A 23,993-nucleotide genomic window follows, 5' to 3' on the forward strand; every position below is an offset into this window, starting at 1 on the left:
CCACCAGAAGAGGCAGTTTGCTTATCATGTTCACTTTTCGTGATCGCCCTGTCGCGAACCTGACGATGGAACTGACTCTCACCCAATTGCGCATGTTCATCGCCGTGGCGGACGCGGGCAGTGTACGCGCGGCGGCGCGGCGGCTCGACGTCGCGCAGAGCGGCGTCACGCAGCACATGCGCAAGCTGGAGGCACAGGCGGGCGGCCCGCTGTTCGAGCGCGACGTGCGCGGAGCGCGCCTGACGCCAATCGGCGAGCGATTGCGCGTACGCGCGGAACTGATTCTCGGCGAGTGCCGCAAGACCGAAGACGAAATGCGTCAGCTTCAGGGCGATCTGACGGGCCGCGTGGCGCTCGGACTGTCGGCCGAAGCCACGATGCGGCTGTTTCCCGCGTTGCTGGAGAGCTATCGCGAGCGCTGCCCGCGCATCGACGTGCACCTGACCAGCGCGACTTCACGGATGCTGACTTCGTGGGTCCGCGAAGGCCGTCTCGACTTCGCGCTCGCGCTGATTGCGCCGGACGCGGACGTTCACGACATGGAAACGACGCCGCTGTTCGAATCGGACGTCGCGGTGATTGCGCGGCGCGATCATCCGCTCGCGCGGGCCCGCATGCTCGCCGACCTGCGCGACGCACAATGGGTCAGCACGCGGCAACGCAGCGGCGAGACCGCGGGCAACCGGCTCTCCGCGCTCTTCGAAGACGCGCGCTTGCCCGCGCCGAGCATCGCCGCGACGACCGAAGCCGTGTTCGATACGCTGCATTGCATCGCCGCGAGCGACTATCTCGGCCTGGAACCGGCGGGCCTCGCGGCTCACCCGTTTTTCCGCGACCACGTGACCGTGCTCAAGATAGCCGAGCGGGCTGCGAGCACACCGGTCTGCCTGGTGCGACGAGCGGGCGTGCCGCTGACGCCCGCCGCCCAGGAACTCGCGACGATGGCGCTGTCGTACTCGCGAATCGCCCGCAAGCGCCGCGCTCAGCGCGACGCGTGACGCGCGCGTGTTCCTTTCGATGCCGCCGCTGCATTGGCGCGGCGCGTCGCCCAGCCCTTCTTCGCCGCCGCCGATCGATCCGCAGCCGAGCGCCTGCTCGACGCCGCATGGGTCTGCCGCGACAGCGCCTTGGGCGACGCGGCCCTCGTGCTTTCCCGCTTCAACGCGCGGGTAGACGCCGCCGAGCGCTTCGCCTTCGACTCGGTGCTGGGGCTCTTCTTGGTGCGATGCGCGGCCTTCGTGTCCTGCGCGGCTTTCTTGCGGGTGGCGGCGGAGGTCGTGCTCTTGCTGGGCGCCTTCATCTTGACGCCGGAGCGTCGGGCCTCGGACAACCCGATCGCGATGGCCTGCTTCGCCGACTTCGCGCCGTGCTTGCCTTCGCGAATATGGTCGATCTGCTCCTTCACGAACGCGCCTGCCTGGGTGCTGCCGGACTTGCCTGCGCGCTTCGCTTGCGAAGCGCGCGCGAGAGTTTTCTTTTCGGGCATGTCAGACCTCCTCGAGTGAAGTGAAACTGCGCTGATCCCGCGAGCAACGCATGTGCCCGCAAACGTTTTACGCGCCGACACGTCTCGACGACGGTCGACCCGCTCGCCGTCCGCCCGGATCCGTTCGATGCAACGGATCAGCACGCCAATCGTTTGCTTGCTGAAGAGACAGAAAACGCAATCGTTTTCTGTTTCCAAAGGCGTTCATCTCAGCCGAAGCAAACGTTCGAATCTTTTCTGCAAACAGGGTTAAAGCCACTCAGACGCATGCCGTTAACGGGCTTATCCATAGCACCCAAGTCGAGTTGAATTAAGGCCTGTTTCGCCTTTTGTTCCAGCGATTGGCCCGGGCCGCCGTGGATATGATCCAAATCGGTAAGCAAATCCCTCTGGTACTGCAAGCCCAAACCTCACTCATCAAGGAAGCAACATGCAGAAATTCATTAAAGCCTTCGTCCGTGACGAACGTGGCGTCAGCGCCATGGAATACGCGATCCTCGCCGGCATCGTCGTGGTCGCGCTGGTCGCTGTCGGCAGCGCCTTCAGCACCAACATGCAAGACGTCTTCTCGAACCTGACCACGAAGGTCAAGGCAGCGGCGGGCTAAGCAGTCGAGCCACAGGTCCGGTCTTCACACGCCCGGACCTCAACCTGCCCTCCCCCGAATCGAGCCCATCGTGACCGCCCTGTCTCTCATCATTCGTCTTGCCGTGCTCGGCGCCTTGCTTTGGCTCGCGATCGCCGACGTGCGCACCCGACGCTTGCCGACGAGCATAGTTCTCACGATCGGCGCACTGTTTTTCCTCGATGCGTTCGTCGCCGGCATGTCGCTCGACGATGTCATCTCGCATCTGGTGCTCGCGGTCATCGTGTTTCTGGCCTGCGCGCTGTTGTTCGCTGCAAAGATGCTGGGCGGCGGCGACGCCAAGCTCGCATCAGTCATTTTTCTGTGGGTGGGATTCGGTCTTTCGCTCGCCACGCTGACACTCGTCTCGGTCATCGGGACCGTGGTGTCGCTCGTGAGTCTCGCCACCCGCAACATGAATCCGTCTCATCGCTCCATGCCGCTTCGCGCCCTCGCCATGTTTTCCGCGGCCCGCGGCGTTCCGTACGGCGTGGCGCTTGCCTTCGGCGGCGGCCTCGTGATCATGCTGCCTGCCCTGCTGCCCCTCATTTCGACGCGATAGGACGGCGTCCCTATGTCCAATATCATTAAATTTGCCGTACTGCTGGTCGGCGCGCTTCTGATCGCGCTGATCGTGCGCGTGGTCGTTGCGGGCGCTTCGCACCCGTCGAAGCCGGTCGTGACAAGCGAAAAAGTGCTGGTGAGCGCCGCGGATCTGCCGCAGGGCCTGCTGCTGCGCGACGAGGATCTCGCCTGGAAGGAGATCCCGAAAGCGCAATTGCCGCCGAATGCCATCGTCAACGGCGTGGAGGGAGCGCCCAGCCTGAAGGGCGCGCTGTTGCGCCATCCGGTCACGAGCGGCACCGTGCTGGTGTCCGACGACGTCTTTCTGCCGAGCGCGCCCGGCTTCCTCGCCGCGACCCTCAAGCCCGACATGCGCGCGGTCTCGGTCGCCGTCGACGATGTGTCCGGCAATGCCGGCCTGATCCAGCCGGGCGACTACGTCGATCTGCTGCTCACCCAGCAGATGGAGCGCCGCACCGACTCCCCCGATCTCGCGGTATCGAGCGAAACGGTGGTGGAGCACGTACGCGTGCTGGCCGTCGGCTCTGAAATCAAGCGGCCCAACAACAGCGGCAGCGGCGGCGCCGACGCGGATGTCGCCGTGGTGCGCGCCCGTACTGTCACCCTCGAAGTGACGCCGCGCATGGGCGAAGTCGTCGCGGTCGCGGCGCGGCTCGGCAGCCTGTCGCTCGCGCTGCGCAGCTTCGCGACCGTCAGCCGCGATCCGGCAGCGCCCATGGGCGCATCGGCGCCCGAGCGCAAGCCCATCTGGGCCGGTGACATTTCACGCGCCGTGCGGGACCTGCCGCGCCCGCGTCCGGCTCAGTCCGGTACGCCGAGCGCCACGCCGGCCGCCCCGCGCATGGTGACCATCTACCGCGGTTCCGAGAAATCGGATACGTCGACCGTCGCGCAGGCGGGCTCCGGCCAGGGCGTTCCGCCGCTGCCCTCCGTGCCCGCGGAGCGTTGATCCCGTGCCCTTGTTCGAACGCGCGCCATCGCCAGGATTCACATTCATGAAAACGCAGTTCAGTTGGAGTCGGCTCGCGAGCGGTATCGCGGGAAGTATCGATCAGACGCGCAGCGCGCCGGCGTTGGCGTGCGCAGCGTTGCTCGCGTGCACGGTCGCCCACGCCGCGCCGCCGGCGAAGCTGCCGCCGCACGCCGGCGCAGCCTCGCCCGTCCGCACCGCTTCGACGGACGCGATGTCGCCCGCCGCGCCGCAAGGCCCGCTCGTGCTGGACGCGAGCAAGGGCACGATGTTGTCGCTCAACGAGAACGCCGTATCGGTGTTCGTCGCGGATCCGACCATCGCCGACGTGCACGTACCCTCGCCGCGCGCGGTGTTCGTGCTCGGCAAGAAAACCGGCTCGACCACGCTCTACGTGCTCGGCGCCAATAACCGGCCGCTCGTGCAGCGCACGATCATCGTCTCGCGCGACCTGACCATGCTGCGCGGCATGCTCACCGCACGCTTCCCGAACGCGAACGTGCAGATCGGTACGGGACCGGGCACGCTGACGCTGAGCGGCCAGGCATCGAATCCGGCGGATGCCGACGCCATCGTGCAGACGGTGACGCCCTATCTCGCCGAGAAGGAAGTGCTGGTCAACCGCATGACGATCGACCGGCCGCTGCAAGTGCAACTGCGCGTGCGCATCACGGAAGTGGACCGCAACGTCACGCAGCAGCTCGGCATCAACTGGCAGGCGATGGGCAACGCGGTCGGCAACTTCTACGGCGGCGTCTTCAGCGGCCGTTCGATCTACAACCTGAACCAGCCGCTCACCGCCGCCAACGGCGCCGTGACCTATCCGGTCAACCTGCCGACCAACAACGCTTACTCTATTCTGGGCGCCTTCAAGACGAACAACGTGGACATCCGCGCGCTCGTCGATGCGCTGAACCAGGAAGGTCTGCTCACCGTGCTCGCCGAGCCGAATCTCGTCGCGCTCTCGGGCCAGACCGCGAGCTTCCTCGCGGGCGGCGAATTCCCGATTCCGGTGTCGCAAGTCAACGGCGCGATCACGGTCGAGTTCAAGCAGTTCGGCGTCAAGCTCGACTTCACGCCAACCGTGATGACGGACCGCCGCATCAGCCTGAAGGTGCGCCCCGAGGTCAGCCAGATCGACACGACGGCGAGCGTCACGACCGGCGGCATCACCGTGCCGGGCCTGTCGGTGCGCCGCGCGGACACCACCGTGGAACTGGCGAGCGGCCAGAGCTTCGCGATCGGCGGGCTGCTGCAGAGCAATACCAGCGACGTGGTTTCGCAGGTGCCCGGCCTGGGCTCGATCCCGGTGCTCGGCAAGCTGTTCTCGTCGACCAACTACCAGAACAACAAGACCGAGCTGGTGATCATGGTCACGCCGTATCTGGTCGAGCCGACCGATCCGTCGAAACTGCGTACCCCGCTCGATTCGCTGATCTCGCCGTCGAGCGATGTCGAATACAGCTTCCGGCGCCAGAACGGCGACGCGGCGGCTCAGGCCGGACAGCCGCGTCTTGTCGGCGCGGCCGGCTACGTCTATTGAGCCCGTCATGAAACACACACGACTGCTTTCCCTTCTCATCGCCGGCGTGTTCGCCGTCGCCGCCAGCGGCTGCTTCAAGCCGCCGCGCAACATGCCGAACGAAACGGTGATCGGCTACGACGGCACGAACGCCGTGCCGCCCGACTGCGCCAGCCTCTCGCGCCCGTCGCTGCTGACGGACGCTGGCATCCGCCGGCCGAGCATGCAATGGGGCTGCGCCACGTACACCAACCTGGCCGCGCAACTCGCACGTCCCGAAGACGCCGTGCATCCGCAGACGCTCGGCCCGGCGGACGCGGCCGTGGCGGCGAGCGCGGTTAGGCGTTACGAGACCGGTCACGTGATCCCGCTCGACACGTCGACCTCGCGCAGCAGCAAGTGATGCAACGCAATTCAGCCCAAGTCAGACCAGGCCAGCCATGAGCACAGAGCTTTCCTTTTCGAAGACCAAGTCGAGCGCGCGCAATGCGGACTTCATCGCGTTCGTGTCCGATCGCAAGACCGAACAGATCGTGAAGAGCTTCGTGCTCGAACAGGCGATGCCGCACGCGCATATCGTCGTGGGCAACGTCGACGACGCAATTGCGTATCTCGCCAAGGTCGACCGCTCGCCGCTCTTCCTGCTGGTGGATCTGCAGGAATCCGTGATGCCGCTCTCCGACCTCGGCCGTCTCGCCGAAGTGTGCGAGCCCTCGGTGCAGGTGGTGGCGCTCGGCGAGCGCAATGACGTGGGCCTGTTCCGCAGCCTGCTCAAGATTGGCGTGCGCGACTATCTCGTCAAGCCGATCACCGTCGAACTGCTCAAGCGCACGGTGAACGTCTCGGAAGGCAAGGTCAGCCCGGTGATGCTGGCGCGCGCCGGCAAGACCATCGCGTTTGCGGGTTCGCGGGGCGGCGTCGGCGTCACGACGCTGGCGCTCAACGTGGCGCGTCACCTGTCCGAAGACACGCACCGCCGCGTCGCCTATGTGGACCTGAACCTGAACGGCGGCGCCGCCAACTCGATGCTCGGCCTGCAAAGCAACAACGGCCTGGTCGACGTGTTGCAGAATGTGCACCGCCTTGATCCGCAATACGTGGAGCGCACACTGGTCGCCAAGGGCACCCGGCTCTTCATGCTCTCCGCGGAACTCGAATACGGCGCCGCGCGGCCGTTCGGCACCGGTGCGCTGCCGCGCGTGCTCGAACTGCTGTGCGACAGCTTTCACTACGTGATTCTCGACGTCGGCCCGATGACCGATCCGCTCGCGCAGGAAGCGCTGGATCACGCCGCGCGCGTCTATCTGATCGCCGACCGTTCGGTGCATTCGACGCGCGAGACCATTCGCCTGCTGCGTCACATCGAGGACCGTGACAACAATCCGCCGACCTCGCTGCTGGTCAACAACCCGAATGCCGTGTCGAGCGGCAAGGTGCAACTGAACGACTTCATGACGGCGGTCGGCCGCAACGTGCTGTACGAGATCCCGTTCGAGGCGAAGGCGCTCGCAACGGCCGAGAATCTCGGCGAAGCGCCGAAAGAGAAGAACGCGAACGGCTTCAATCAGATGATCACGCGTATCGGCGGCGACCTGACCGGTCAGCAGATGAACGCCGAGCGCTCGTTCTTCCAGAAGCTCCGGCTCAGGAGAGGCTGATGTTCGGACAGAAACAGGTTACCCGCCCGGAGCCCGACACGGAAGCGGCAGCCGACGCTGCCGCGCTCGCGCCGGCTCCCGCCCCGGCGCCACCGCCTCCGCGCGTGCAGGCGCCGGAAGGCAACGAGGTGCTGGTGCGTTCGGACCTGTTCAGGCTCATCCGCACCGGCGTGTTCGCCTCGATGAATGCATCCGCGGCCGTCGGCAAGACGCGCGAGCAGATGAAGCCGGGCGTCGAACAGCTCGTGCTCGAAGTCGCGGAGCGCGAACGGCTCAACATCACGATCTCGGAACAGGCGCAGATCGTCGGCGAACTGCTGAACGACATGTTCGGCCTCGGTCCGATCGAACCGCTGCTCGCCGACGACACCATCACCGACGTGCTGGTGAACGGCCCCGATCAGGTCTGGGTGGAACGGCACGGCCGTCTCGAACTCACGAATTGCAAGTTCCGCGACAACACCCACGTGACCAACGTGGCGCAGCGCATTGCGGCGGGCGTGGGCCGTCGCGTCGATGAAAGCAGCCCGATGGTCGATGCCCGTCTCGCCGACGGCAGCCGGGTGAACGTCGTGCTGCCGCCGCTCGCGATCCACGGCGCCTCGATCTCCATCCGGAAGTTTTCCAAGCGCAACATCACGCTGCATCGCATGGCGCAGCAGGGCAACCTGTCCGCCGCGATGGCCACCGTGCTCAAGCTCGCGAGCACCTGCCGCCTCAATATCATCGTGTCGGGCGGCACGGGCTCGGGCAAGACGACGCTGCTCAACGCGCTGTCGCACTTCATCGGCCATGGCGAACGCACGGTGACGATCGAGGACGCGGCCGAACTGCAGCTCGTGCAGCCGCACGTGGTCAGCCTGGAAACGCGGCCCGAGAATGCCGAAGGACTCGGCGCGGTGACGCAGCGCGATCTGGTGCGCAACGCGCTGCGGATGCGTCCTGACCGCATCATCCTCGGCGAAACCCGCGGCTCCGAAGCCTTCGACGTGTTGCAGGCCATGAACACGGGCCACGACGGCTCGATGACCACGATCCACGCGAACACGCCGCGCGACGGCATCACGCGTCTCGAATCGATGGTGATGATGGCGAACGGCAACCTGCCGCTGCTGTCGATCCGCCGCCAGATTGCAAGCGCGGTGCACATGATCGTGCAGATCGAACGGATGCGCGACGGCATGCGCCGCGTCACGCGCATCACGGAACTCGTCGGCATGGAAGGCGAGGTGATCATCACGCAGGACCTGTTCGCGTTCCATTACGACGCCAGCGCCTACAGCGAGGAAGTCAAAGGCGTGTTCGAAACGGGGTCGGTGCGGCCGGCGTTCGCGGCCCGCGCCGCCTACTACGGACTCGAAGACGCACTGCTGGAGGCGATGCGCCCATGAGCAACGTCGATCTGATCACATTCGGCGTGTTCGCCGTCGCCCTGCTGGCCGGCATCATGCTGCTAATGCTGCAGGACATGCGCAAGCAGCAGCCTGACGCACGCATCCAGGCCCGCGTCAAGGCCGACTTCCCCGCGACCGGCTCGCATATCCGCGACGCGCGCCATGACGTTGCCGACCTCTTCACCGTCAGCCGTAACGAAAATCTGTTCACGCGCTGGTTCGGACCGAAGATCTCACGCCTCAAGACCGTGGCTGGCGCGAACGGCTTGCGCATCGTGATCATCGCGACGGTCGTGGCCGAAATCATCGCGCTGCTGATGACGAATCTGCTGCCGCTGCCCGACGTCGCCAAGCCCGCGTTGCTCGCCGGCCTGCCGCTGCTCGGCGCGATGCAGTCGTACCGCTTTCTCGTCGAGCGCTTCAAGCGGCGCTTCCTCGAGGGCTTCCCTGATCTGATCGACCTGATCGTGCGCGCGGTGCGCGCCGGCGTGCCGGTCACGCACGTCATGGGCGTCGCGTCCAGCGAATGCGCCGAGCCGCTCAAAAGCGAATTCAAATTGATGGGCGACGCGTTGAAGGTCGGTCTCGATCTCGAAGAAGTGCTCGACACGGCGGTTGCACGCATCGGCATCGCGGATTTCTCGTTCTTCTGCGTCTGCCTGCTGCTCCAGCGCGAAACCGGCGGCCAGCTCGGCGAGACGCTCGAAAACCTCGCGGGCATCGTGCGCAAGCGCCGTGAGATTCGCCAGAAAACGAAGGCGCTGACGGGTGAGGCACGCATCACCACCAAGATTCTCGCTTCGGTTCCGTTCTTCATTCTGGGCAGCATGTTCATGCTCAATCGCGCTTATCTGATGGTGCTGTTCGATACCTCGGCGGGCCAGAAGGTGCTGATGTGCGCGGCAGTCTGCCTCACGATGGGATTGATCATCGTTCAAAAGATGTCGAAACTGGATACGGCGCGATGAGTCAGGACAACCTCGAAACACTGATCAACCTGCTGATGCTGCTGGCGCTCGTCGTCAGCATCGTGATCTGGTGGGCGACCAAGCACGGCGGTACTCGCGGGCGCATCGCCGAGCGCACGCGTCAGGCCGCGGTCGTGCAGCGCAATGAACGCATGGCGGTCGAAGAGGACACCGACGACGGCCGCATGGCGCGCCTCGCGCAGCGCCTCGCCCGCCTGGGCGACCGTCTGCCGCTGTTCGACGCCAAGTACCGCGCAAAACTGCGCACGCAGATGATCCGCAGCGGCTATCGCAGCCAGTCGGCGGTCTCGGTACTGCTCGCGATCAAGTTCGTCGTCGGGCTTGTCTGCGCCGCGTTCACCGTGATGCTCGGCTCGCATATTCCCGTGGTGGGCGGCTATCCGGCCGTGCGCGGCGTCATGATGCTGCTCGTTTTCGTGGTCGGCATGATCCTGCCGGAATACGTGATCGGCTTCTTCGCCGCGCGGCGCCGCAAGGCCATGGCCTCGTGCCTGCCCGATGCACTCGACCTGCTGGTCATCTGCACGAACGCGGGGAATAGTCTCGGCGTGTCGATCCGGCGCGTCGCCGACGAGCTGAAGACCATCTGCCCGCCCCTGTCGGGCGAATTCTCGCTGACCGCCGACGAGCTCAAGCTCTCGGGCGAAAGCACGCGCGCCTTGCAGGCGCTCGCCGACCGCATCGATCTGCCGTCGATTCGCGCGCTCATCTCCACGCTCACGCAATCGATGCGCTACGGCACTCCGATCACGCAGGCGTTGCGCACGCTGTCGCACACCGAGCGGCTCGCGCACATCGTCTCGCTCGAAGAAAAGGCGGCGAAGCTCGCCCCCAAGATGGCCGTGCCGATGATGCTCTTCATCCTGCCCGCGGTGATGCTGATCGCCGCAGGCCCGGCTGCCATCCAACTCATCAGCGTCTTTACAAAACGATGAAGACCACACCGTTCTCCCATCCCGCCGTGCGCCGCCTGAGTGTGACGGCCTGCTGCGCCACGCTCGCGATCCTGCTCGGCGCCTGCACGACCACGTCCCGCCAGAGCGTCGATAGCCGCCCGGTGATGCGCAACTCGGCGCCCAGCTCGATGAGCGAGATGCGAATCGCCGAGACGGCGCTCGAATCCGGCAACATCGAACTCGCGACGTCGCTCTACGAAAAAGTGGTGCAAGCGGACCCGCACTCGGTCGCGGGCCTCACGGGCCTGGGCAATACGCTGTACGCGGTCGGCGACTTCACGCGCGCGGGCGTCTATTACGATCGCGCCAGCAAGAACGATGCGAACGCGCCTGCGCCGCTCATCGGCATCGCGCGCGTCGCGATGCGCCAGCGCCGCTTCGACGACGCCATCGCGACGTACCGCCGCCTGCTCTCGCTGATGCCGGACGATCCGCTCGCTTCGGCCGGACTGGGCGCCGCACTCGACATGAGCGGCGATCACCGGGGCGCACAGGCCGTGTTGCGGCAGGCGCTCAGGAAGAACGCCGGCGATCCGCTGATTTCGGTGAACCTCGGCCTCTCGCTGGTGCTCGGCGGCGATCCGCGCGAAGGCGCGAACGTACTGCTCGACGTCACGCGCTTCCCCGCCGCGCCGCCGCAAGCCCGCCAGGACCTCGCGCTCGCCTACGGGCTGCTCGGCAACCGCGAAGCGGCCGCCGAGATTCTGTCGCGCGATCTGCCGAAGGCGTCGGTCGAGGACAACCTGCGCTACTACGACCTGCAGCGCGAGCTGCTGTTGCAACGTACGTCGTCCGTCTCCCCTGCGACGCCCTCCGGCTCCACCACGCCCGCCGCCATTCCGACGGCCCAGGTGCAGACCACGCGCCTCAAATGAATCACTCCGCGCGCCGCCGGCCGGGCTCACCGGCCTTCGCGAAAGCACTGCTGCGCGACGAGCGCGGCATCGCGTCGATCGAATTTGCGTTCGTCGGGATCATTGCGATGATCCTCTTCATCGGCACCGTCGAGATTGCACTGGAGATGATCGCCGATGCATCGGTGCAGGCCGCGGCACAGGTTGCGTCGCGTGTCGGCCTGACCACGACCGCGCCGACTTCGGGCACGCGGTCGCAGGAGGCGCAGGCGAAGGTCGAATCGATCCTCGGCGGATGGCGCAACGTGGGCGCGACCATCGCCGTCACCGAACAGAACTACGGCAGTTACGGCTATAACAACGTCGCCAACGCGAGCTACGCGCCGACGTCGGACATGGGTGGATACGGCGACGTGGTCGTCTACAACATCCAGCTCAAGATGCCCGGCATCACCGGCGTTCCGAAACTGTTCGGCATCAGCCAACTGACCTTCGAGCGCAACTACATCGTGCTGAACGAAAAATGACAACGACCCGCGAACCAGCCGGATCCATCGCGACGAAACTGGTCCGCCTGCTGCGCTCGGATCGTGGCAGCGTGTCGATCGAGTTCGTGATCATCGTGCCGATGATGCTGCTCGTGCTGCTCGGTTTCACCGAAATCTACATGTATATCCGGGCGGTCAGCGCGGTCGATCGCACGGCTTTCACGCTCGCCAATACTATCGGCCAGATGACCTCCGTCATCGCCGACAACAGCGACACCACCGATGCCAACAGTTATGGCTCGCTGTGGCAGGATGCGGCGCTCCTCGCCGCGCCGTATCAATTGAAGGCCAACGGCATGGTGTACGTGACCTTCGTGTGCGATCCCGATTCCAGCAAGAAGTGCAAGGACATGGATACCTCCATGACGACCGCCACGCCGAAGGTTCAGTGGACGGCCTCCCCGCCTTCATGGACCAACAGCAAGGCTTCGAGCATGGCGTCGCGGGTGTCGAGCGCGGCGCCGCTGCCCACGACATGGCCCTTCCGCACGGGCGATTCAGCCATCATCGTGGAAGTGTTTTTGTCGTATAACCCGTTCCTCATGACCTCCAGACTGGTGCCTGGAATGCCCGGTCAGCAGACGGTGTACCGCCGCGTGTTCGTGCGCCCGCGTGCGCCGCGAGCGTTCTATTGAGGCTCGCGGAACCACGGATTCGCCCATGAAAATCAAAAGAACGGGGTACTGCTTCATGACGATTTCGTCGACGCTGCGTGCATGCAACCGGCTGCGCAAACACGCGGAAGGCAGCGTCGCGATCATGTTCGCGATGTGCGCGAGCGCCATGATCGGATCGATGTGCCTGGCGCTGGACTCGATCAACTACGTGATGACGCAGGGCCACATGCAGATGGCGCTCGACGTGGCCACGCTCTCGGCCGGCGTCGATCTCCAGCGCTACGGCAATACGCCGACCGGCACCAGCCTTGCTACCTGGCAAAAAGACGCGCGCGCCTACTACGACGCGAACAGCCCTTCCGGCATGATGGGCTTCACCATGCCCGACGCGAACTTCTCGGCGACCGTGACGGGCGCGCCGGCCACCGGACAGACCATCTCGCTCACGGCTTCGGGATCACTGCCTTTGATCGCGCCGAAGGTCTTCACGAAAACATCAGGTAGCGGCAGTGGCAGCGGTTCCGGCAGCGGCACGCCCACGCCGGATACGTCGACGGTATCCGCGACCAACACCGCAACGCGGCTGCCGCAAAGCACCCTCGAACTCGTGATGGTGCTGGACAACACCGGCTCCATGAAGGACCCCGCCAACGGCATCAGCGGCGCCACCAAGATGAGCGGCCTCCAGGCAGCGGCGAACTCGCTGATCGGCGACCTTCTGCCGTCCGGAACGAGCAGTGCGACCAACAAGAACTTCATCGGACTCGTGCCGTTCGCCAGCACGGTCAACACGACCGGCGCCCTGCCCTCGACCGGCACCTGGCTCAGCAGCACGCTGCCCACGTACAACACGTCGAACATCTCGACCAGCACCTGGAACGGCTGCGTGATCGAGCCGCGCACGGGCGGCAACCTTTCGCCCGAAGCCTATTCGCCGGCGGACACGCGCAAGTTCCAGCGCTACTACTACAACGTCCCGACCAGCAAGCTGAAGATGATCACCTACAGCTCGAGCAGTCGCTACAAGAGCTGCACCACGACCGATTCGACCACCTCGACCAGCTCGTCCGTGCCGGTGACGCTCGGCTCGTCGGGGGCGGCCAATCAATGCTCGTATCCGTCGACGGGAAAAGGCACCGGCATCGGCTATCAGTTCGATCAGACCAACAGCAGCGGACAGACGCTCACGCAGAACTCGGGCTGCCTCGCCACCTCGATGACCTTCCTCACGCAGAGCTCGAGCACGCTGACGGCCGCGGTCAAGAAGATGACGCCGTCCGGTTCAACCATCATTCCGACGGGATTGCTCTGGGGCTGGCGCATGCTGGAGCCGTCGTGGTCGCAGAACGTGGCCGGCGCCAAGAGCGGCTGGACTTCCACTGACCCAAGCCTGCCGAAGCCCACCGATGGCTCGGTGCAGAACCTGCAGCGCGTGATGATCGTCCTCACCGACGGCCAGAATCAGATCGGCGCAACGGGCTCCATTCCCAATACGCTCTATTTCAATGGACTGTCGGGCGTGGGCACCAACAGCCTCTCGGCGCCGACGGTGATCCGCCCCAACGGCACCACCATGTCCAACGCGCTCACGGATTCATCCGAGCTGCACGGCGGCGATCCGGTCGACGATTCGAGCGGCAACGGCGCCGGCTATCCCGACGACGTGAATACGTTCCAGCAGGCCATCTGCACGGCGATCAAGGCGGAAGGGATCACGATCTACGCCATCACCTTCGGCGCGGCGGCGTCGAGTTCGAGTGCGCAGGTCACCATGCAGAACTGCGCGAGCCCGGGCAACTACTATCACGCGCCCGACAATACGACGCTCGACAACATCTTCCAGCAGATCGCCGGCAATCTGGGCGTGCTGCGTCTCACGAAGTAAGCCGTCACGTCTGCTTCCCGTTCGAGCGTGCATCCGCGCGCTCGAACGCCGGCATCTCGATATCGCTACCCGCCGAACGCAGATCCTCGCGCGCTTCCTGCGCAAGCTTCTCGTAACGCTTGCGGAACACGGCGAGTTCCTTCTCGTCGAGTTCCTCCAGATCCAGCAGCGCGTTGTGCGCGCGGTCCATCGCGCGGATCAGCTCGTCGAGCTTGATCTGCATCGCGGCGGTATCGCGGTTCTGCGTGTTCTGGATCAGGAACACCATCAGGAACGTGACGATGGTCGTCGAGGTATTGATGACGAGCTGCCACGTATCGCTGAAATGGAACATCGGGCCCGAGATGGCCCAGACGATCACCAGCACGACGGCAATCACAAAGGTCGATGCGTGGCCCGCCACCTGCGCGAGCGCATTCGAGAATCGCAGAAACCATGAAGTCTTCATTCGGCGTCTCCTGAGTCGTTGGCGGACGCGGCGTCCACGCACGACTTAGAATAGCGCTCGTGAACACCCAGCCCACTCCCATCGATTTTTACGCGCCCTCCGAGGTCGTCGCGCAACGCCTGATCGGCGCGATCGTGACGGTGGACGGCGTCGGCGGCCGCATCGTCGAGACGGAAGCCTACGACCGCGAAGATCCCGCGTCACATACCTTCTCCGGCCCGACACCGCGCAATGCAGCAATGTTCGGGCCGCCCGCGCATGTGTATGTCTATCGCTCGTACGGCATTCACTGGTGCATGAACTTCGTGTGCCGCGAACCAGGCCACGGCGCGGGCGTGCTGATCCGCGCCATCGAACCGCTGACCGGCCTCGATGCCATGCGCCAACGGCGCGGGCTCGAACCCGTGAAGCTGCTCTGCTCGGGACCGGGACGCCTCGCGCAAGCGCTCGCCATCACGCACCGGAACAACGGCATGTCGCTGTTCGAGCCGCCGTTTCATATCGAGCCGCCCGAGGAAGAGTTTCCCATCGTGAGCGGCCCGCGCATCGGCCTGACCAAGGCCATCGACGTGCCTTGGCGCTTCGGGCTTGCCGGCTCGAAATTCGTCAGCAAGCCCTTTCCGAAGTCCTGACGCCTTACTCCGCCGGACGCAGCTTCTTTACCTCGGCGTCCGAGGGCTGGACGCTCGCGCCATCCACATAGCGGAACGAGGTCATCACGCCCTTGCCGTCCTTCTGCCCCGTCACGCCCACGTATGCGCCCATGGTCGACTGGTTGTCCTGCGGGCGGTACGTGATGGGCCCGAACGGCGTGTTCACCGGCAGGCCCTTGAAGGCGGCGGCGAGCTTGTCGGCATCGGGCGAGCCGGCTCGTCTCAGGCCGTTGGCAATCGACATCATCGCCGTGTAGCCGACCACCGAGCCAAGCCGCGGATAGTCGTGATACTTCGCTTCATAGGCGGCGACGAACTTCTTGTTCTCGGGCGTATCGATCGAATACCACGGATAACCCGTCACGATCCAGCCGACCGGCGCTTCCTTGCCCAGCGGATCGAGATAGTCGGGCTCGCCCGTCAGCAGCGACACCACCGCCCGATCCTTGAACAGGCCGCGCGTATTGCCCTCGCGCACGAACTTGCCCAGGTCTGCGCTGAACAGCACGTTGAAGATGGCGTCGGGCTTCGCGTCGGCGAGCGCCTGCGTCACCGCGCCGGCGTCCACGTTGCCGAGCGGCGTCGCCTGTTCCGTGACGAACTCGACATCCGGCTGCGCGGCCTTCAACAGGCGCTTGAAGGTCGCCACCGCGGACTGCCCGTACTCGTAGTTCGGGTACACCAGCGCCCAGCGCTTCTTGTGGAGCTTCGCCGCTTCGGGCACCAGCATCGCGACCTGCATGTAGGTGGACGGCCGCAGACGATACGTGTACTTGTTGCCGTCCTGCCAGACGATCTTGTCCGTGAGCGGTTCCGCCGCCAGGAAGAAGATGCGCCGCTGCTTCGCGTAGTCCGCGAGCGCGAGGCCCGTGTTCGACAGATAGCCGCCGAACAACAGCTTCACCTGCTCGCGCGTGACGAGTTCCTGCGCGACGCGCACCGTGTCGCCGGGGTTGCCATTGTCGTCGCGCGAGACGACTTCCAGCTTGTTGCCGTTGACGCCGCCCGTCGCGTTGATCTCGTCCAGCGCGAGATTCCAGCCGTTCCTGTAGGGCATGAGAAACGCCGGCTGGGCCTTGTAGCTGTTGATCTCGCCGATCTTGATGGTATCGGCGCGCGCGGCGCCGATACTCGCGGCAAGCACCGCGGTCGCGGCAAGCGTCAGGCGCAGCGGGATGCCCGCACGAATTGTCATGGATGCTTCTCCTCTTCTGGATAACCGGTTCGGGCGGATGGGGTCATACGCCCAGGAATTCACGGCGCGCAGCGTTGTCGCGCGCGAATGCGTTCATCGCGCCGGCATGGCGCACCTGGCCTCGTTCGAGCACATAGACGCGGTCGCTGACCAGCTCCGCGAAATGCAGGTTCTGCTCGGACAACAGAATGGCGAGGCCTTCTCGCTTCAACGTCAGGATCATGTCCGCCATCTGTTCGACAATGACCGGCGCCACGCCTTCCGACGGTTCATCGAGCAGCACCAGGCGCGGATTGCCCATCAGCGTGCGCGACACCGTGAGCATCTGCTGTTCGCCGCCGCTCATGCGGCTCGCGCGACGCTCGCGCATTTCGCCGAGATTCGGAAATACGTGGAACAGCTTCTCCGGCGTCCAGCGCGGCGCGCCTTCGCGCGGCGCTTGACGACCGGTAGCGAGATTCTCCATCACGGTCAGATCGCCGAACACGCGGCGATCTTCCGGCACGTAGCCCAGCCCCTTGCGCGCGATCCGGTGCGGCGCCATGCCGGCGATGTCCTCGCCCATGAACGAGACCGCCCCCGACACCCGCGGCAACAGGCCCATCACGGCCTTCATCGTGGTGGACTTGCCCGCGCCGTTGCGGCCCATCAGCGCAACGACCTCGCCACGCGCCACTTCGAAGCCGACGTCGAAAAGAATCTGCGCGCGGCCGTAGAACGCATTCAGACCGGCAACCTTCAGCAGACTCATGCCGATTCCCCACGCGGCGTGAACGACGCGCCCGTGCCGAGATACACCTCGCGCACGCGGGCATCATTGCGGATGGTGGCGGCGTCGCCCTGCGCGATCAGATGGCCGCGCGCCAGCACGATCAGCCGGTCGGCATGCGCGAAGACCACGTCCATGCTGTGCTCCGTGAACAGCACGCCGATCATGTGCTCCTTCGCGAGCCGCGCGGTCAGCGCCATCAACGCGTTGCGTTCCTGCGGGGCCATGCCGGCGGTGGGCTCGTCCATCAGCAGCAGCTTCGGACCGTGCGCCAGCGCAATCGCCAGTTCCACGCGCTTCACATCGCCATACGCCAGCACCGCGCAACTGCGCCGCGCATGCCCGGCCATGCCGACGAGATCGAGCAGATCGAGCGCGTCGTGCTCGCGCCACGACGCCACCCGGCCGAACGGACTGAACAGCCGACGCTCGTGCGAGAGCAGCGCCATCTGCACGTTCTCGAGCACGGTCATCGAGTTGAAGGTCGCGGCGATCTGGAACGTGCGGCCCACGCCGCGCCGCCAGATCTCGCGCGGTCGCAGTCCGGCGATGTCGTGGCCATCGAAACGGATCGCGCCCGAGGTCGGTTTCAGCTGGCCGTTGATCATGTTGAAGCAGGTGGACTTGCCCGCGCCGTTCGGGCCGATCAGCGCAAGCAGCTGGCCTGCTTCGAGGTCGAAGGAGACGTCGTCGACGGCCTTGACGCCGTCGAAGGACTTCGAGAGATGCGCGATGCTCAGGAGAGTCATGACGCATCCCTCGCGAAGCGCTCGCGCACGAAGCCCGCGATGCCCTGCGGAAACGCGATCACCAGCACCAGGATGGCTGCGCCGAGCAGCGCCTGCCAATAGTCGGTCTGGCGCGCGACGGTGTCCTGCAGCCACGTAAACACGCTCGCGCCGACGAGCGGCCCGGCGAGTGTCTGGATGCCGCCCAGCAGGACCATCACGAGGCCGTCCACCGAGCGCCCGACGCTGATGACCTCGGGCGAGATGTTGCCCTTCGAGAACGCATACAGCGAACCCGCGAAGCCGCACACGAGCGCGGCAGCGACGAACGCCGCCCATTGCACGCGCGCCACGTTCACGCCGATCGCCTCGGCGCGCAACGGCGAATCGCGGCCCGCGCGCATCGCGAAGCCGAGCGGCGCGAACAGCATGCGGCGCAACAGCCACACGCCGAGCACCGCGAAGCCGAGCGTCAGGTAATAGAACGCCACCGGCGACGACAGCCATGGCGCCGGCCAGATGCCGAGGATGCCGTTGCTGCCGCCCGTCACCGCATCCCACTGGAACACCACGGACCAGACGATCTGCGCGAACGCGAGCGTGAGCATCGCGAGATAGACGCCTGACAGCCGCACGCAAAACCAGCCGAAGACCAGCGCGCCGATGACCGCGAGCAGCGGGCCGAGCACGAGCGCGAGTTCCATCGGCAGCGCGAACAGCTTGAGGACGAGCGCCGCGCCATACGCGCCGAGACCGAAGTACGCCGCGTGTCCGAACGAATGCATGCCGCCCGGGCCCATGATGAAGTGCAGGCTCGCGGCGAACAGCACGGCGATCATGATCTCGACGAAGAGCACCGGCATGTAGGGGAACGCACCGGCGGCGAGCGGCGCGGCGGCCAGCGCGAGCACCACGGCCGCGGCGGCCAGCTTCATCGCTTGCGTGGCGGGCACGAGCGGCCGCTCGGCGGGCGCGGCCGACCGCGCGACGCTTGAAGGACGTCCGAACAGCCCCCACGGACGCAGCACCAGCACCACCGCCATCACGACGAACTCCGCCACCAGCGTGAACTTCGACAGCGAGAAGTCGATGCCCGCAATCGACACATGGCCGATGCCGATGCACAGCGCCTTGATCTCGGCGATCAGCAGCGCCGCGACGAACGCGCCCGGAATCGAGCCCATCCCGCCGACCACGACGACCACGAACGCATTGCCGATGGTGTCGAGGTCCAGCGACAGGTTCGCCGACATGCGCGGCGCCTGCAACGCGCCGCCGAGGCCGACGAGCATCGCGCCGACACAGAACACGCCGGTGAAGAGCCAGGCCTGGTTGACGCCGAGCGCGCCGAGCATTTCCCGGTCCGCGCTCGCCGCGCGCACGAGCGTGCCCCAGCGCGTGCGCGTGAGCGCATACCAGAGCGCGAGCAGCACCAGTGGGCCGATCACGATCAACGCGAGGTCATAAGTGGGCAACGCGTGGCCCAGCCATTGCACCGCGCCTTCGAGATGCGGCGCACGCGGGCCGAACAGGTCTTCCGGGCCCCAGAGCCACAGTGCGGCATCGCGGATGATGAGCACCAGCGCGAACGTGGCGAGCAGATGAAACAGTTCGGGCGCGCGGTAGATGCGCCTCAGCACCGTCACCTCGATCGCCGCGCCCAGCAAGCCGACCGCCAGCGCCGCACCGGCGAGCGAGGCCCAGAATCCCGCGACGCTCGCGCCGAAGCGGCTCGTGAGGCTGTACGCGAGATACACGCCGAGCATGTACAGCGAGCCATGCGCGAAGTTGACGATGCGCGTGACGCCGAAGATCAGCGAGAGTCCCGAGGCGACGAGGAACAGCGCGCAGGCGTCGGCCAGGCCATTGACGAGTTGGACGAGCAGGTTCGAGAGCATCAGGCTCGATGACGAAGGGCGAAGGGCCGATGACGGACAAAAGAGCCGACATTATCGATGAATTGTGCAACGACGCCCGCGCGGAGCAAAAATCCGTCGCCCCGGACGAATGGAAAACCGGGGTTGACGGCATGCATGGCTCGTATATGCTCGCTGTAGGGTCATCGTCAGCCTGGCGATGGCGCCTGACTCAACTCGCTCAACGAGTGTCATCGTGAAAGTCCAAAGCCCTCTGGCACGCCGGCCCATGCGCCGCGCCTGCACCGATCGCTGCGGCATGCTTCCCGACTGCCGCTTCCTGTCGGATCTCACCGCCCTGTCCCGCCGCGGCGTGCGGCGGCGCAATGCCATTGCCGCGCGCGCGTTCATCGCCGTGCATTGCGTCGGCGTTGCCTCGCTGCTGCCGTAGCGCCTCTCTCCTTCCCCTTCTGACTGGCTTTAGCTGACCGCACCGCACGCGGAACCCGCGCGCGTCGTTGCCTTGCGCGCTCGCGATGCTTCGCGGGCGCAGGGGACGCGCACGCCCTGATCTACGAGAGCACATCCATGGACCGCATCGACGAATTCCTGCGACACCATCACATCACCGAAGTAGAGGCGATCATTCCCGACATGGCCGGCACCGCGCGCGGCAAGATCATTCCGCGCAGCAAGTTCGAGTCGGGCGAGCCGATGCGCCTGCCGCAAGCCGTGATGCTGCAGACCGTGACGGGCGATTACCCCGAGACCGGCATCACCGGCGTCACCGATCCCGACATGATCTGCGTACCGGATCCCGACACGATCCGCCTGATTCCCTGGGCCACCGATCCGACCGCGCAGGTCATCCACGATTGCGTGCATTTCGACGGCACGCCGGTCGCCATCTCGCCGCGGCGCGTGCTGCGCCAGGTGCTGCAACAGTTCGCGGCAAGGGGCTGGCGTCCGGTGGTCGCGCCCGAACTGGAGTTCTTTCTGGTCGACATGAACCGCGACCCGGACCTGCCGCTCAAGCCGCCGGTCGGCCGGACCGGTCGCGCGGAAACCGGACGCCAGGCGTATTCGATCGACGCCGTCAACGAGTTCGATCCGCTCTTCGAGGACATCTACGAGTATTGCGAGGTGCAGGAACTGGAGGTGGACACGCTGATCCATGAAGTCGGCGCGGCGCAGATGGAGATCAACTTCATGCATGGCGACGCATTGAATCTCGCGGACCGCGTGTTCCTCTTCAAGCGCACGGTGCGCGAGGCGGCGCTGCGCCACCAGATGTACGCCACCTTCATGGCCAAGCCGATGGAAAACGAACCCGGCTCGGCCATGCACGTGCATCAGAGCATCGTCGACGCGGACACCGGCCGCAATCTCTTCTCCGGCCGCGACGGCGAACCGACTGGCCTGTTCTACAGCTATATCGCCGGCTTGCAGAAGTACACGCCCGCGCTGATGCCCATTCTTGCGCCTTACATCAATTCGTATCGCCGGCTGTCGCGCTTCATGGCCGCGCCGATCAACGTGCAATGGGGCTACGACAACCGCACCGTGGGCTTTCGGGTGCCGCATGCGGCACCGCAGGCGCGACGCGTCGAGAACCGCATTCCAGGCGTCGACTGCAATCCGTATCTCGCGATGGCGGCCACGCTCGCGGCGGGTTACCTCGGCATGACGCAGCATCTGGAGCCCACCGCGCCGCTCGCGAGCGACGGTTATCGCCAGCCGTATCAACTGCCGCGCAATCTCGATGAAGGCCTCGCGCTGATGGGCGCATGCCAGCCGCTGGCGGAACTGCTCGGCGAAACCTTCGTGCGCGCCTATCTCGCGCTGAAGGAAACCGAGAACGAAGCGTTCTTCCGTGTCATCAGTTCATGGGAACGCAAGCATCTGTTGCTGCACGTCTGACTCAGGGAGATAGAGACATGAACGATCGTATCGACTGGACCGCTCACTACCAGGCGCTCGACGCCGCGCATCACCTGCATCCGTTCTCCGACATGGGCGCGCTCAATCGCACGGGCAGCCGCGTGATCGTGCAGGGCGAAGGCGTGTATCTGCGGGATTCGGAAGGCGTGCGCATCATCGACGGCATGGCGGGCCTATGGTGCGTGAACCTCGGCTATGGACGGCAGGAACTCATCGATGCCGCCTGCCGGCAGATGCACGAACTGCCCTACTACAACACCTTCTTCAAGACGACGCATCCGCCGGTCGCGGAACTCTCGGCGTTGCTCGCGGAACTCATGCCCGCGCGCTTCAACCGCTTCCTGTACTGCAACAGCGGCTCCGAAGCGAACGACACCGCGTTGCGTGCCGTACATCGCTACTGGGCCGTGCAGGGCAAGCCGGAGAAGCGCCATGTGATCGCGCGCCACAACGCGTATCACGGCTCGACCATCGCGGCGGCGACGCTCGGCGGCATGACCGGCATGCACGAGCAGATGCTGTCGAAGCTCGAACACGTCGCGCATATCGGCCAGCCTTACTGGTTCGGTGAAGGCGGCACGATGGATCAGCACGCCTTTGGACTCGAATGCGCGCGCCAGCTCGAAGCGAAGATTCTCGAACTCGGCGCGGACAAGGTCGCGGCATTCATCGGCGAGCCGTTCCAGGGCGCGGGCGGCGTGATCGTTCCGCCCGCGAGCTACTGGCCGGAGATCCAGCGCATCTGCCGCGAGCATGACGTGCTGCTGATCGCCGATGAAGTCATCGGCGGCTTCGGGCGCACCGGCGAATGGTTCGCGCATGAGCATTTCGGCTTCGAGCCCGATGTCATCACGATGGCCAAGGGCATCACGAGCGGCTACGTGCCGATGGGCGCCGTCGCGCTCTCGGATGCCATCGCGGATGCGATCATCGAGGGGGGCGAGTTCAATCACGGCTTCACGTATTCCGGGCATCCGCTCGCGGCCGCCGTGGCCGTGACGAATCTGAACCTGCTGCGCGACGAAGGCATCGTGACGCGCGTCAGGCACGACACCGGGCCTTATTTCCAGCGGTGCCTGAGAGAGGCGCTCGCGCATCATCCGATCGTTGGCGAGATTGCGGGAACGGGACTCGTCGCGGGCATTCAGCTCGCGGAGGATCCCGCCACGCGCAAGCGTTTCGACAACGCCGATGCCATCGGCACGCTATGTCGCGACTTCTCTCTCGAAGGCAATCTCGTGATGCGCGCGAGCGACGACCGGATGCTGCTGTCGCCGCCGCTGGTGGTCACGCATGCGGAGATCGACGAGATCGTGCAGAAGGCGCGCGCTGCCATCGACGCGACCGCGCGCGCCATCAATCGCGCTGCTTGACGAAGTAGTCCGCCGCCATGTGCCGGAAGGCCGTGACGGCGGGATTGTCCTGGTCCGTGCGCCACGCCATGCTCATTTCCGCGTGAACGGTGTGGCCCGAGATCTCCCGGAACTCGACGTTGTCATAGTGAAAGCGCTGCGACGACGCCGGCAGGATCGACACGCCCAGACCCGCGCGCACGAGTGAGAGAATGGTCGGCGTCTGGTCGATGTATTGCGTGAAATGCGGCGTCACGTCCTCGGCGGCGAGAAGGCCCATGATGCGGTCGTGGAAATATTTGCCGTGCGCGGGCGAGTGCATGATGAACGCCTGCTCGTGCAATTGCCTGAGTGCCAGCTGCGGGAAGGCGCATAGCGCATGTCCGGCGGGCAGCGCGACGATCATCGGCTCGCGCTCGACCAGCATGAACTCCACTTTCTGCCGCGACGGCAACGGCCGCAGAAAACCGAGGTCGATGGCATTGGCCTCAAAGCCTTCGATCTGCGCCACCGAGATCATCTCCAGCAACACGACATCGATATCCGGCAGGTGCTGCTTCGCCGCGACGAGCAGTCCCGGAATCAGCTCGTAGCCCGCCGCGCCGGTGAACGCGATGCGCACCCGCCCGGTCTTGCCCGTGCTGGCGCGCCGCACCGTGCTCTCGGCCTGTTCGGAGAGATTCAGCAGACGCGTGGCGTCGGCGAGGAACACGCGGCCTTCCGTGGTCAGCCTGACCGTGCGGCCGATGCGCTCGAACAGCTGCACGCCCAGGTTCTCTTCGAGCAGATGAATCTGCCGGGAAAGCGGCGGCTGCGTCATGTTGAGCAACGCAGCGGCGCGCCTGAAGTTCAGTTCGGTCGCCGCAGCGACGAAGCAACGTACTTGTCCGAGATCGAGCATTCGTCATCGACGTTGATGGAGGTGCCGATCATTATAGGTTCGTCGCGGCGCGGCTCATGCG

The 23,993-nt window shown here is 65.5% G+C and carries 25 protein-coding genes; 18 read left to right on the forward strand and 7 right to left on the reverse strand.

Translation table 11 applies throughout. The features are described from left to right. The first annotated feature begins 65 nt into the window (after positions 1–65). Positions 66–998 carry a LysR substrate-binding domain-containing protein gene (locus QCE62_RS31770; protein ID WP_309926736.1) on the forward strand — a complete coding sequence of 311 codons (933 nt, stop codon included), beginning with the start codon at positions 66–68 and terminating at the stop codon, positions 996–998. Here QCE62_RS31770 and QCE62_RS31775 read toward each other — a convergent pair. After that, positions 983–1,486 carry a DUF6496 domain-containing protein gene (locus QCE62_RS31775; RefSeq protein WP_309926737.1) on the reverse strand — a complete coding sequence of 168 codons (504 nt, stop codon included), beginning with the start codon at positions 1,484–1,486 and terminating at the stop codon, positions 983–985. The two genes, QCE62_RS31770 and QCE62_RS31775, sit on opposite strands and share 16 nt — an antisense overlap. A 430-nt stretch (positions 1,487–1,916) precedes the next feature. Between QCE62_RS31775 and QCE62_RS31780 the strand changes: the two genes are divergently transcribed. The 13 genes from QCE62_RS31780 to QCE62_RS31840 all read left to right on the forward strand — a co-directional run bounded on the left by QCE62_RS31780 (position 1,917) and on the right by QCE62_RS31840 (position 14,089). Continuing rightward, positions 1,917–2,093, forward strand: coding sequence for a Flp family type IVb pilin (locus tag QCE62_RS31780; RefSeq protein WP_309926739.1), 177 nt, complete (start codon positions 1,917–1,919; stop codon positions 2,091–2,093). 103 nt (positions 2,094–2,196) lie between these two features. Continuing rightward, positions 2,197–2,673, forward strand: a complete 477-nt coding sequence (locus QCE62_RS31785) for a prepilin peptidase (protein WP_309926740.1) — start codon at positions 2,197–2,199, stop codon at positions 2,671–2,673. A gap of 12 nt (positions 2,674–2,685) precedes the next feature. Next, entirely contained in the window at positions 2,686–3,645 is a 960-nt protein-coding gene (cpaB, locus tag QCE62_RS31790) for a Flp pilus assembly protein CpaB (RefSeq protein WP_309926743.1), read from the forward strand. A gap of 46 nt (positions 3,646–3,691) precedes the next feature. After that, complete coding sequence (locus QCE62_RS31795; RefSeq protein WP_404987710.1) at positions 3,692–5,209, forward strand: type II and III secretion system protein family protein; 1,518 nt, start codon at positions 3,692–3,694, stop codon at positions 5,207–5,209. A gap of 7 nt (positions 5,210–5,216) precedes the next feature. Then, a complete protein-coding gene (locus tag QCE62_RS31800) occupies positions 5,217–5,591 on the forward strand; it encodes a CpaD family pilus assembly lipoprotein (protein ID WP_309926745.1) in 375 nt (124 codons plus the stop codon). A gap of 37 nt (positions 5,592–5,628) precedes the next feature. Further along, positions 5,629–6,846 (forward strand): AAA family ATPase, encoded by a 1,218-nt coding sequence (locus tag QCE62_RS31805; protein WP_309926747.1) that lies wholly within the window; start codon positions 5,629–5,631, stop codon positions 6,844–6,846. Continuing rightward, positions 6,846–8,237 (forward strand): CpaF family protein, encoded by a 1,392-nt coding sequence (locus tag QCE62_RS31810; protein ID WP_309926748.1) that lies wholly within the window; start codon positions 6,846–6,848, stop codon positions 8,235–8,237. The genes QCE62_RS31805 and QCE62_RS31810 overlap by 1 nt, the downstream gene beginning before the upstream one ends. Then, positions 8,234–9,208, forward strand: a complete 975-nt coding sequence (locus QCE62_RS31815) for a type II secretion system F family protein (RefSeq protein ID WP_309926750.1) — start codon at positions 8,234–8,236, stop codon at positions 9,206–9,208. Before QCE62_RS31810 ends, QCE62_RS31815 begins: the two co-directional genes overlap by 4 nt. Then, positions 9,205–10,164, forward strand: a complete 960-nt coding sequence (locus QCE62_RS31820; RefSeq protein ID WP_309926754.1) for a type II secretion system F family protein — start codon at positions 9,205–9,207, stop codon at positions 10,162–10,164. The genes QCE62_RS31815 and QCE62_RS31820 overlap by 4 nt, the downstream gene beginning before the upstream one ends. Continuing rightward, on the forward strand, positions 10,161–11,060 hold the full coding sequence (locus QCE62_RS31825) for a tetratricopeptide repeat protein (protein ID WP_309926758.1): 900 nt from the start codon (positions 10,161–10,163) through the stop codon (positions 11,058–11,060). Before QCE62_RS31820 ends, QCE62_RS31825 begins: the two co-directional genes overlap by 4 nt. Beyond that, a complete protein-coding gene (locus QCE62_RS31830; protein ID WP_309926760.1) occupies positions 11,057–11,566 on the forward strand; it encodes a pilus assembly protein in 510 nt (169 codons plus the stop codon). The genes QCE62_RS31825 and QCE62_RS31830 overlap by 4 nt, the downstream gene beginning before the upstream one ends. Then, complete coding sequence (locus tag QCE62_RS31835) at positions 11,563–12,222, forward strand: TadE/TadG family type IV pilus assembly protein (RefSeq protein ID WP_309926762.1); 660 nt, start codon at positions 11,563–11,565, stop codon at positions 12,220–12,222. Before QCE62_RS31830 ends, QCE62_RS31835 begins: the two co-directional genes overlap by 4 nt. Before the next feature lie 25 nt (positions 12,223–12,247). Beyond that, positions 12,248–14,089, forward strand: a complete 1,842-nt coding sequence (locus QCE62_RS31840; protein ID WP_309926766.1) for a VWA domain-containing protein — start codon at positions 12,248–12,250, stop codon at positions 14,087–14,089. Positions 14,090–14,093: 4 nt separating this feature from the next. On the opposite strand, the gene QCE62_RS31845 is transcribed toward QCE62_RS31840, so the two are convergent. Continuing rightward, complete coding sequence (locus tag QCE62_RS31845) at positions 14,094–14,537, reverse strand: low affinity iron permease family protein (protein ID WP_309926768.1); 444 nt, start codon at positions 14,535–14,537, stop codon at positions 14,094–14,096. A gap of 59 nt (positions 14,538–14,596) precedes the next feature. On the opposite strand from QCE62_RS31845, the gene QCE62_RS31850 reads away from it, so the two are divergent. Then, positions 14,597–15,169 (forward strand): DNA-3-methyladenine glycosylase, encoded by a 573-nt coding sequence (locus QCE62_RS31850; protein WP_309926770.1) that lies wholly within the window; start codon positions 14,597–14,599, stop codon positions 15,167–15,169. Positions 15,170–15,173: 4 nt separating this feature from the next. On the opposite strand, the gene QCE62_RS31855 is transcribed toward QCE62_RS31850, so the two are convergent. Genes QCE62_RS31855 through QCE62_RS31870 form a run of 4 tightly spaced genes read right to left on the reverse strand, consistent with a single transcriptional unit; the run spans position 15,174 to position 19,780 of the window. Further along, positions 15,174–16,385 carry an ABC transporter substrate-binding protein gene (locus QCE62_RS31855; protein WP_309820707.1) on the reverse strand — a complete coding sequence of 404 codons (1,212 nt, stop codon included), beginning with the start codon at positions 16,383–16,385 and terminating at the stop codon, positions 15,174–15,176. Positions 16,386–16,428: 43 nt separating this feature from the next. Further along, positions 16,429–17,142: an ABC transporter ATP-binding protein gene (locus QCE62_RS31860; RefSeq protein WP_309927539.1), complete on the reverse strand. Its 714-nt coding sequence runs from the start codon at positions 17,140–17,142 to the stop codon at positions 16,429–16,431. Next, positions 17,133–17,903 (reverse strand): ABC transporter ATP-binding protein, encoded by a 771-nt coding sequence (locus QCE62_RS31865; protein ID WP_309926772.1) that lies wholly within the window; start codon positions 17,901–17,903, stop codon positions 17,133–17,135. The genes QCE62_RS31860 and QCE62_RS31865 overlap by 10 nt, the downstream gene beginning before the upstream one ends. Beyond that, complete coding sequence (locus QCE62_RS31870; protein ID WP_309926775.1) at positions 17,900–19,780, reverse strand: ABC transporter permease; 1,881 nt, start codon at positions 19,778–19,780, stop codon at positions 17,900–17,902. Before QCE62_RS31870 ends, QCE62_RS31865 begins: the two co-directional genes overlap by 4 nt. A 214-nt stretch (positions 19,781–19,994) precedes the next feature. On the opposite strand from QCE62_RS31870, the gene QCE62_RS31875 reads away from it, so the two are divergent. The 3 genes from QCE62_RS31875 (at position 19,995) to QCE62_RS31885 (ending at position 23,052) form a co-directional block, all read left to right on the forward strand. Continuing rightward, positions 19,995–20,189 (forward strand): hypothetical protein, encoded by a 195-nt coding sequence (locus QCE62_RS31875; protein ID WP_309927574.1) that lies wholly within the window; start codon positions 19,995–19,997, stop codon positions 20,187–20,189. Positions 20,190–20,326: 137 nt separating this feature from the next. Further along, on the forward strand, positions 20,327–21,658 hold the full coding sequence (locus QCE62_RS31880) for a glutamine synthetase family protein (RefSeq protein ID WP_309926780.1): 1,332 nt from the start codon (positions 20,327–20,329) through the stop codon (positions 21,656–21,658). 17 nt (positions 21,659–21,675) lie between these two features. Beyond that, positions 21,676–23,052, forward strand: a complete 1,377-nt coding sequence (locus QCE62_RS31885; protein WP_309926781.1) for an aspartate aminotransferase family protein — start codon at positions 21,676–21,678, stop codon at positions 23,050–23,052. Here the strand turns inward: QCE62_RS31885 and QCE62_RS31890 are convergent. Continuing rightward, positions 23,036–23,932 (reverse strand): LysR substrate-binding domain-containing protein, encoded by an 897-nt coding sequence (locus QCE62_RS31890; protein ID WP_309926784.1) that lies wholly within the window; start codon positions 23,930–23,932, stop codon positions 23,036–23,038. The two genes, QCE62_RS31885 and QCE62_RS31890, sit on opposite strands and share 17 nt — an antisense overlap. Positions 23,933–23,993 lie beyond the last annotated feature (61 nt).

Origin of the sequence: Caballeronia sp. LZ033 (genome assembly GCF_031451265.1) — a bacterium.
Lineage (GTDB): Bacteria > Pseudomonadota > Gammaproteobacteria > Burkholderiales > Burkholderiaceae > Caballeronia.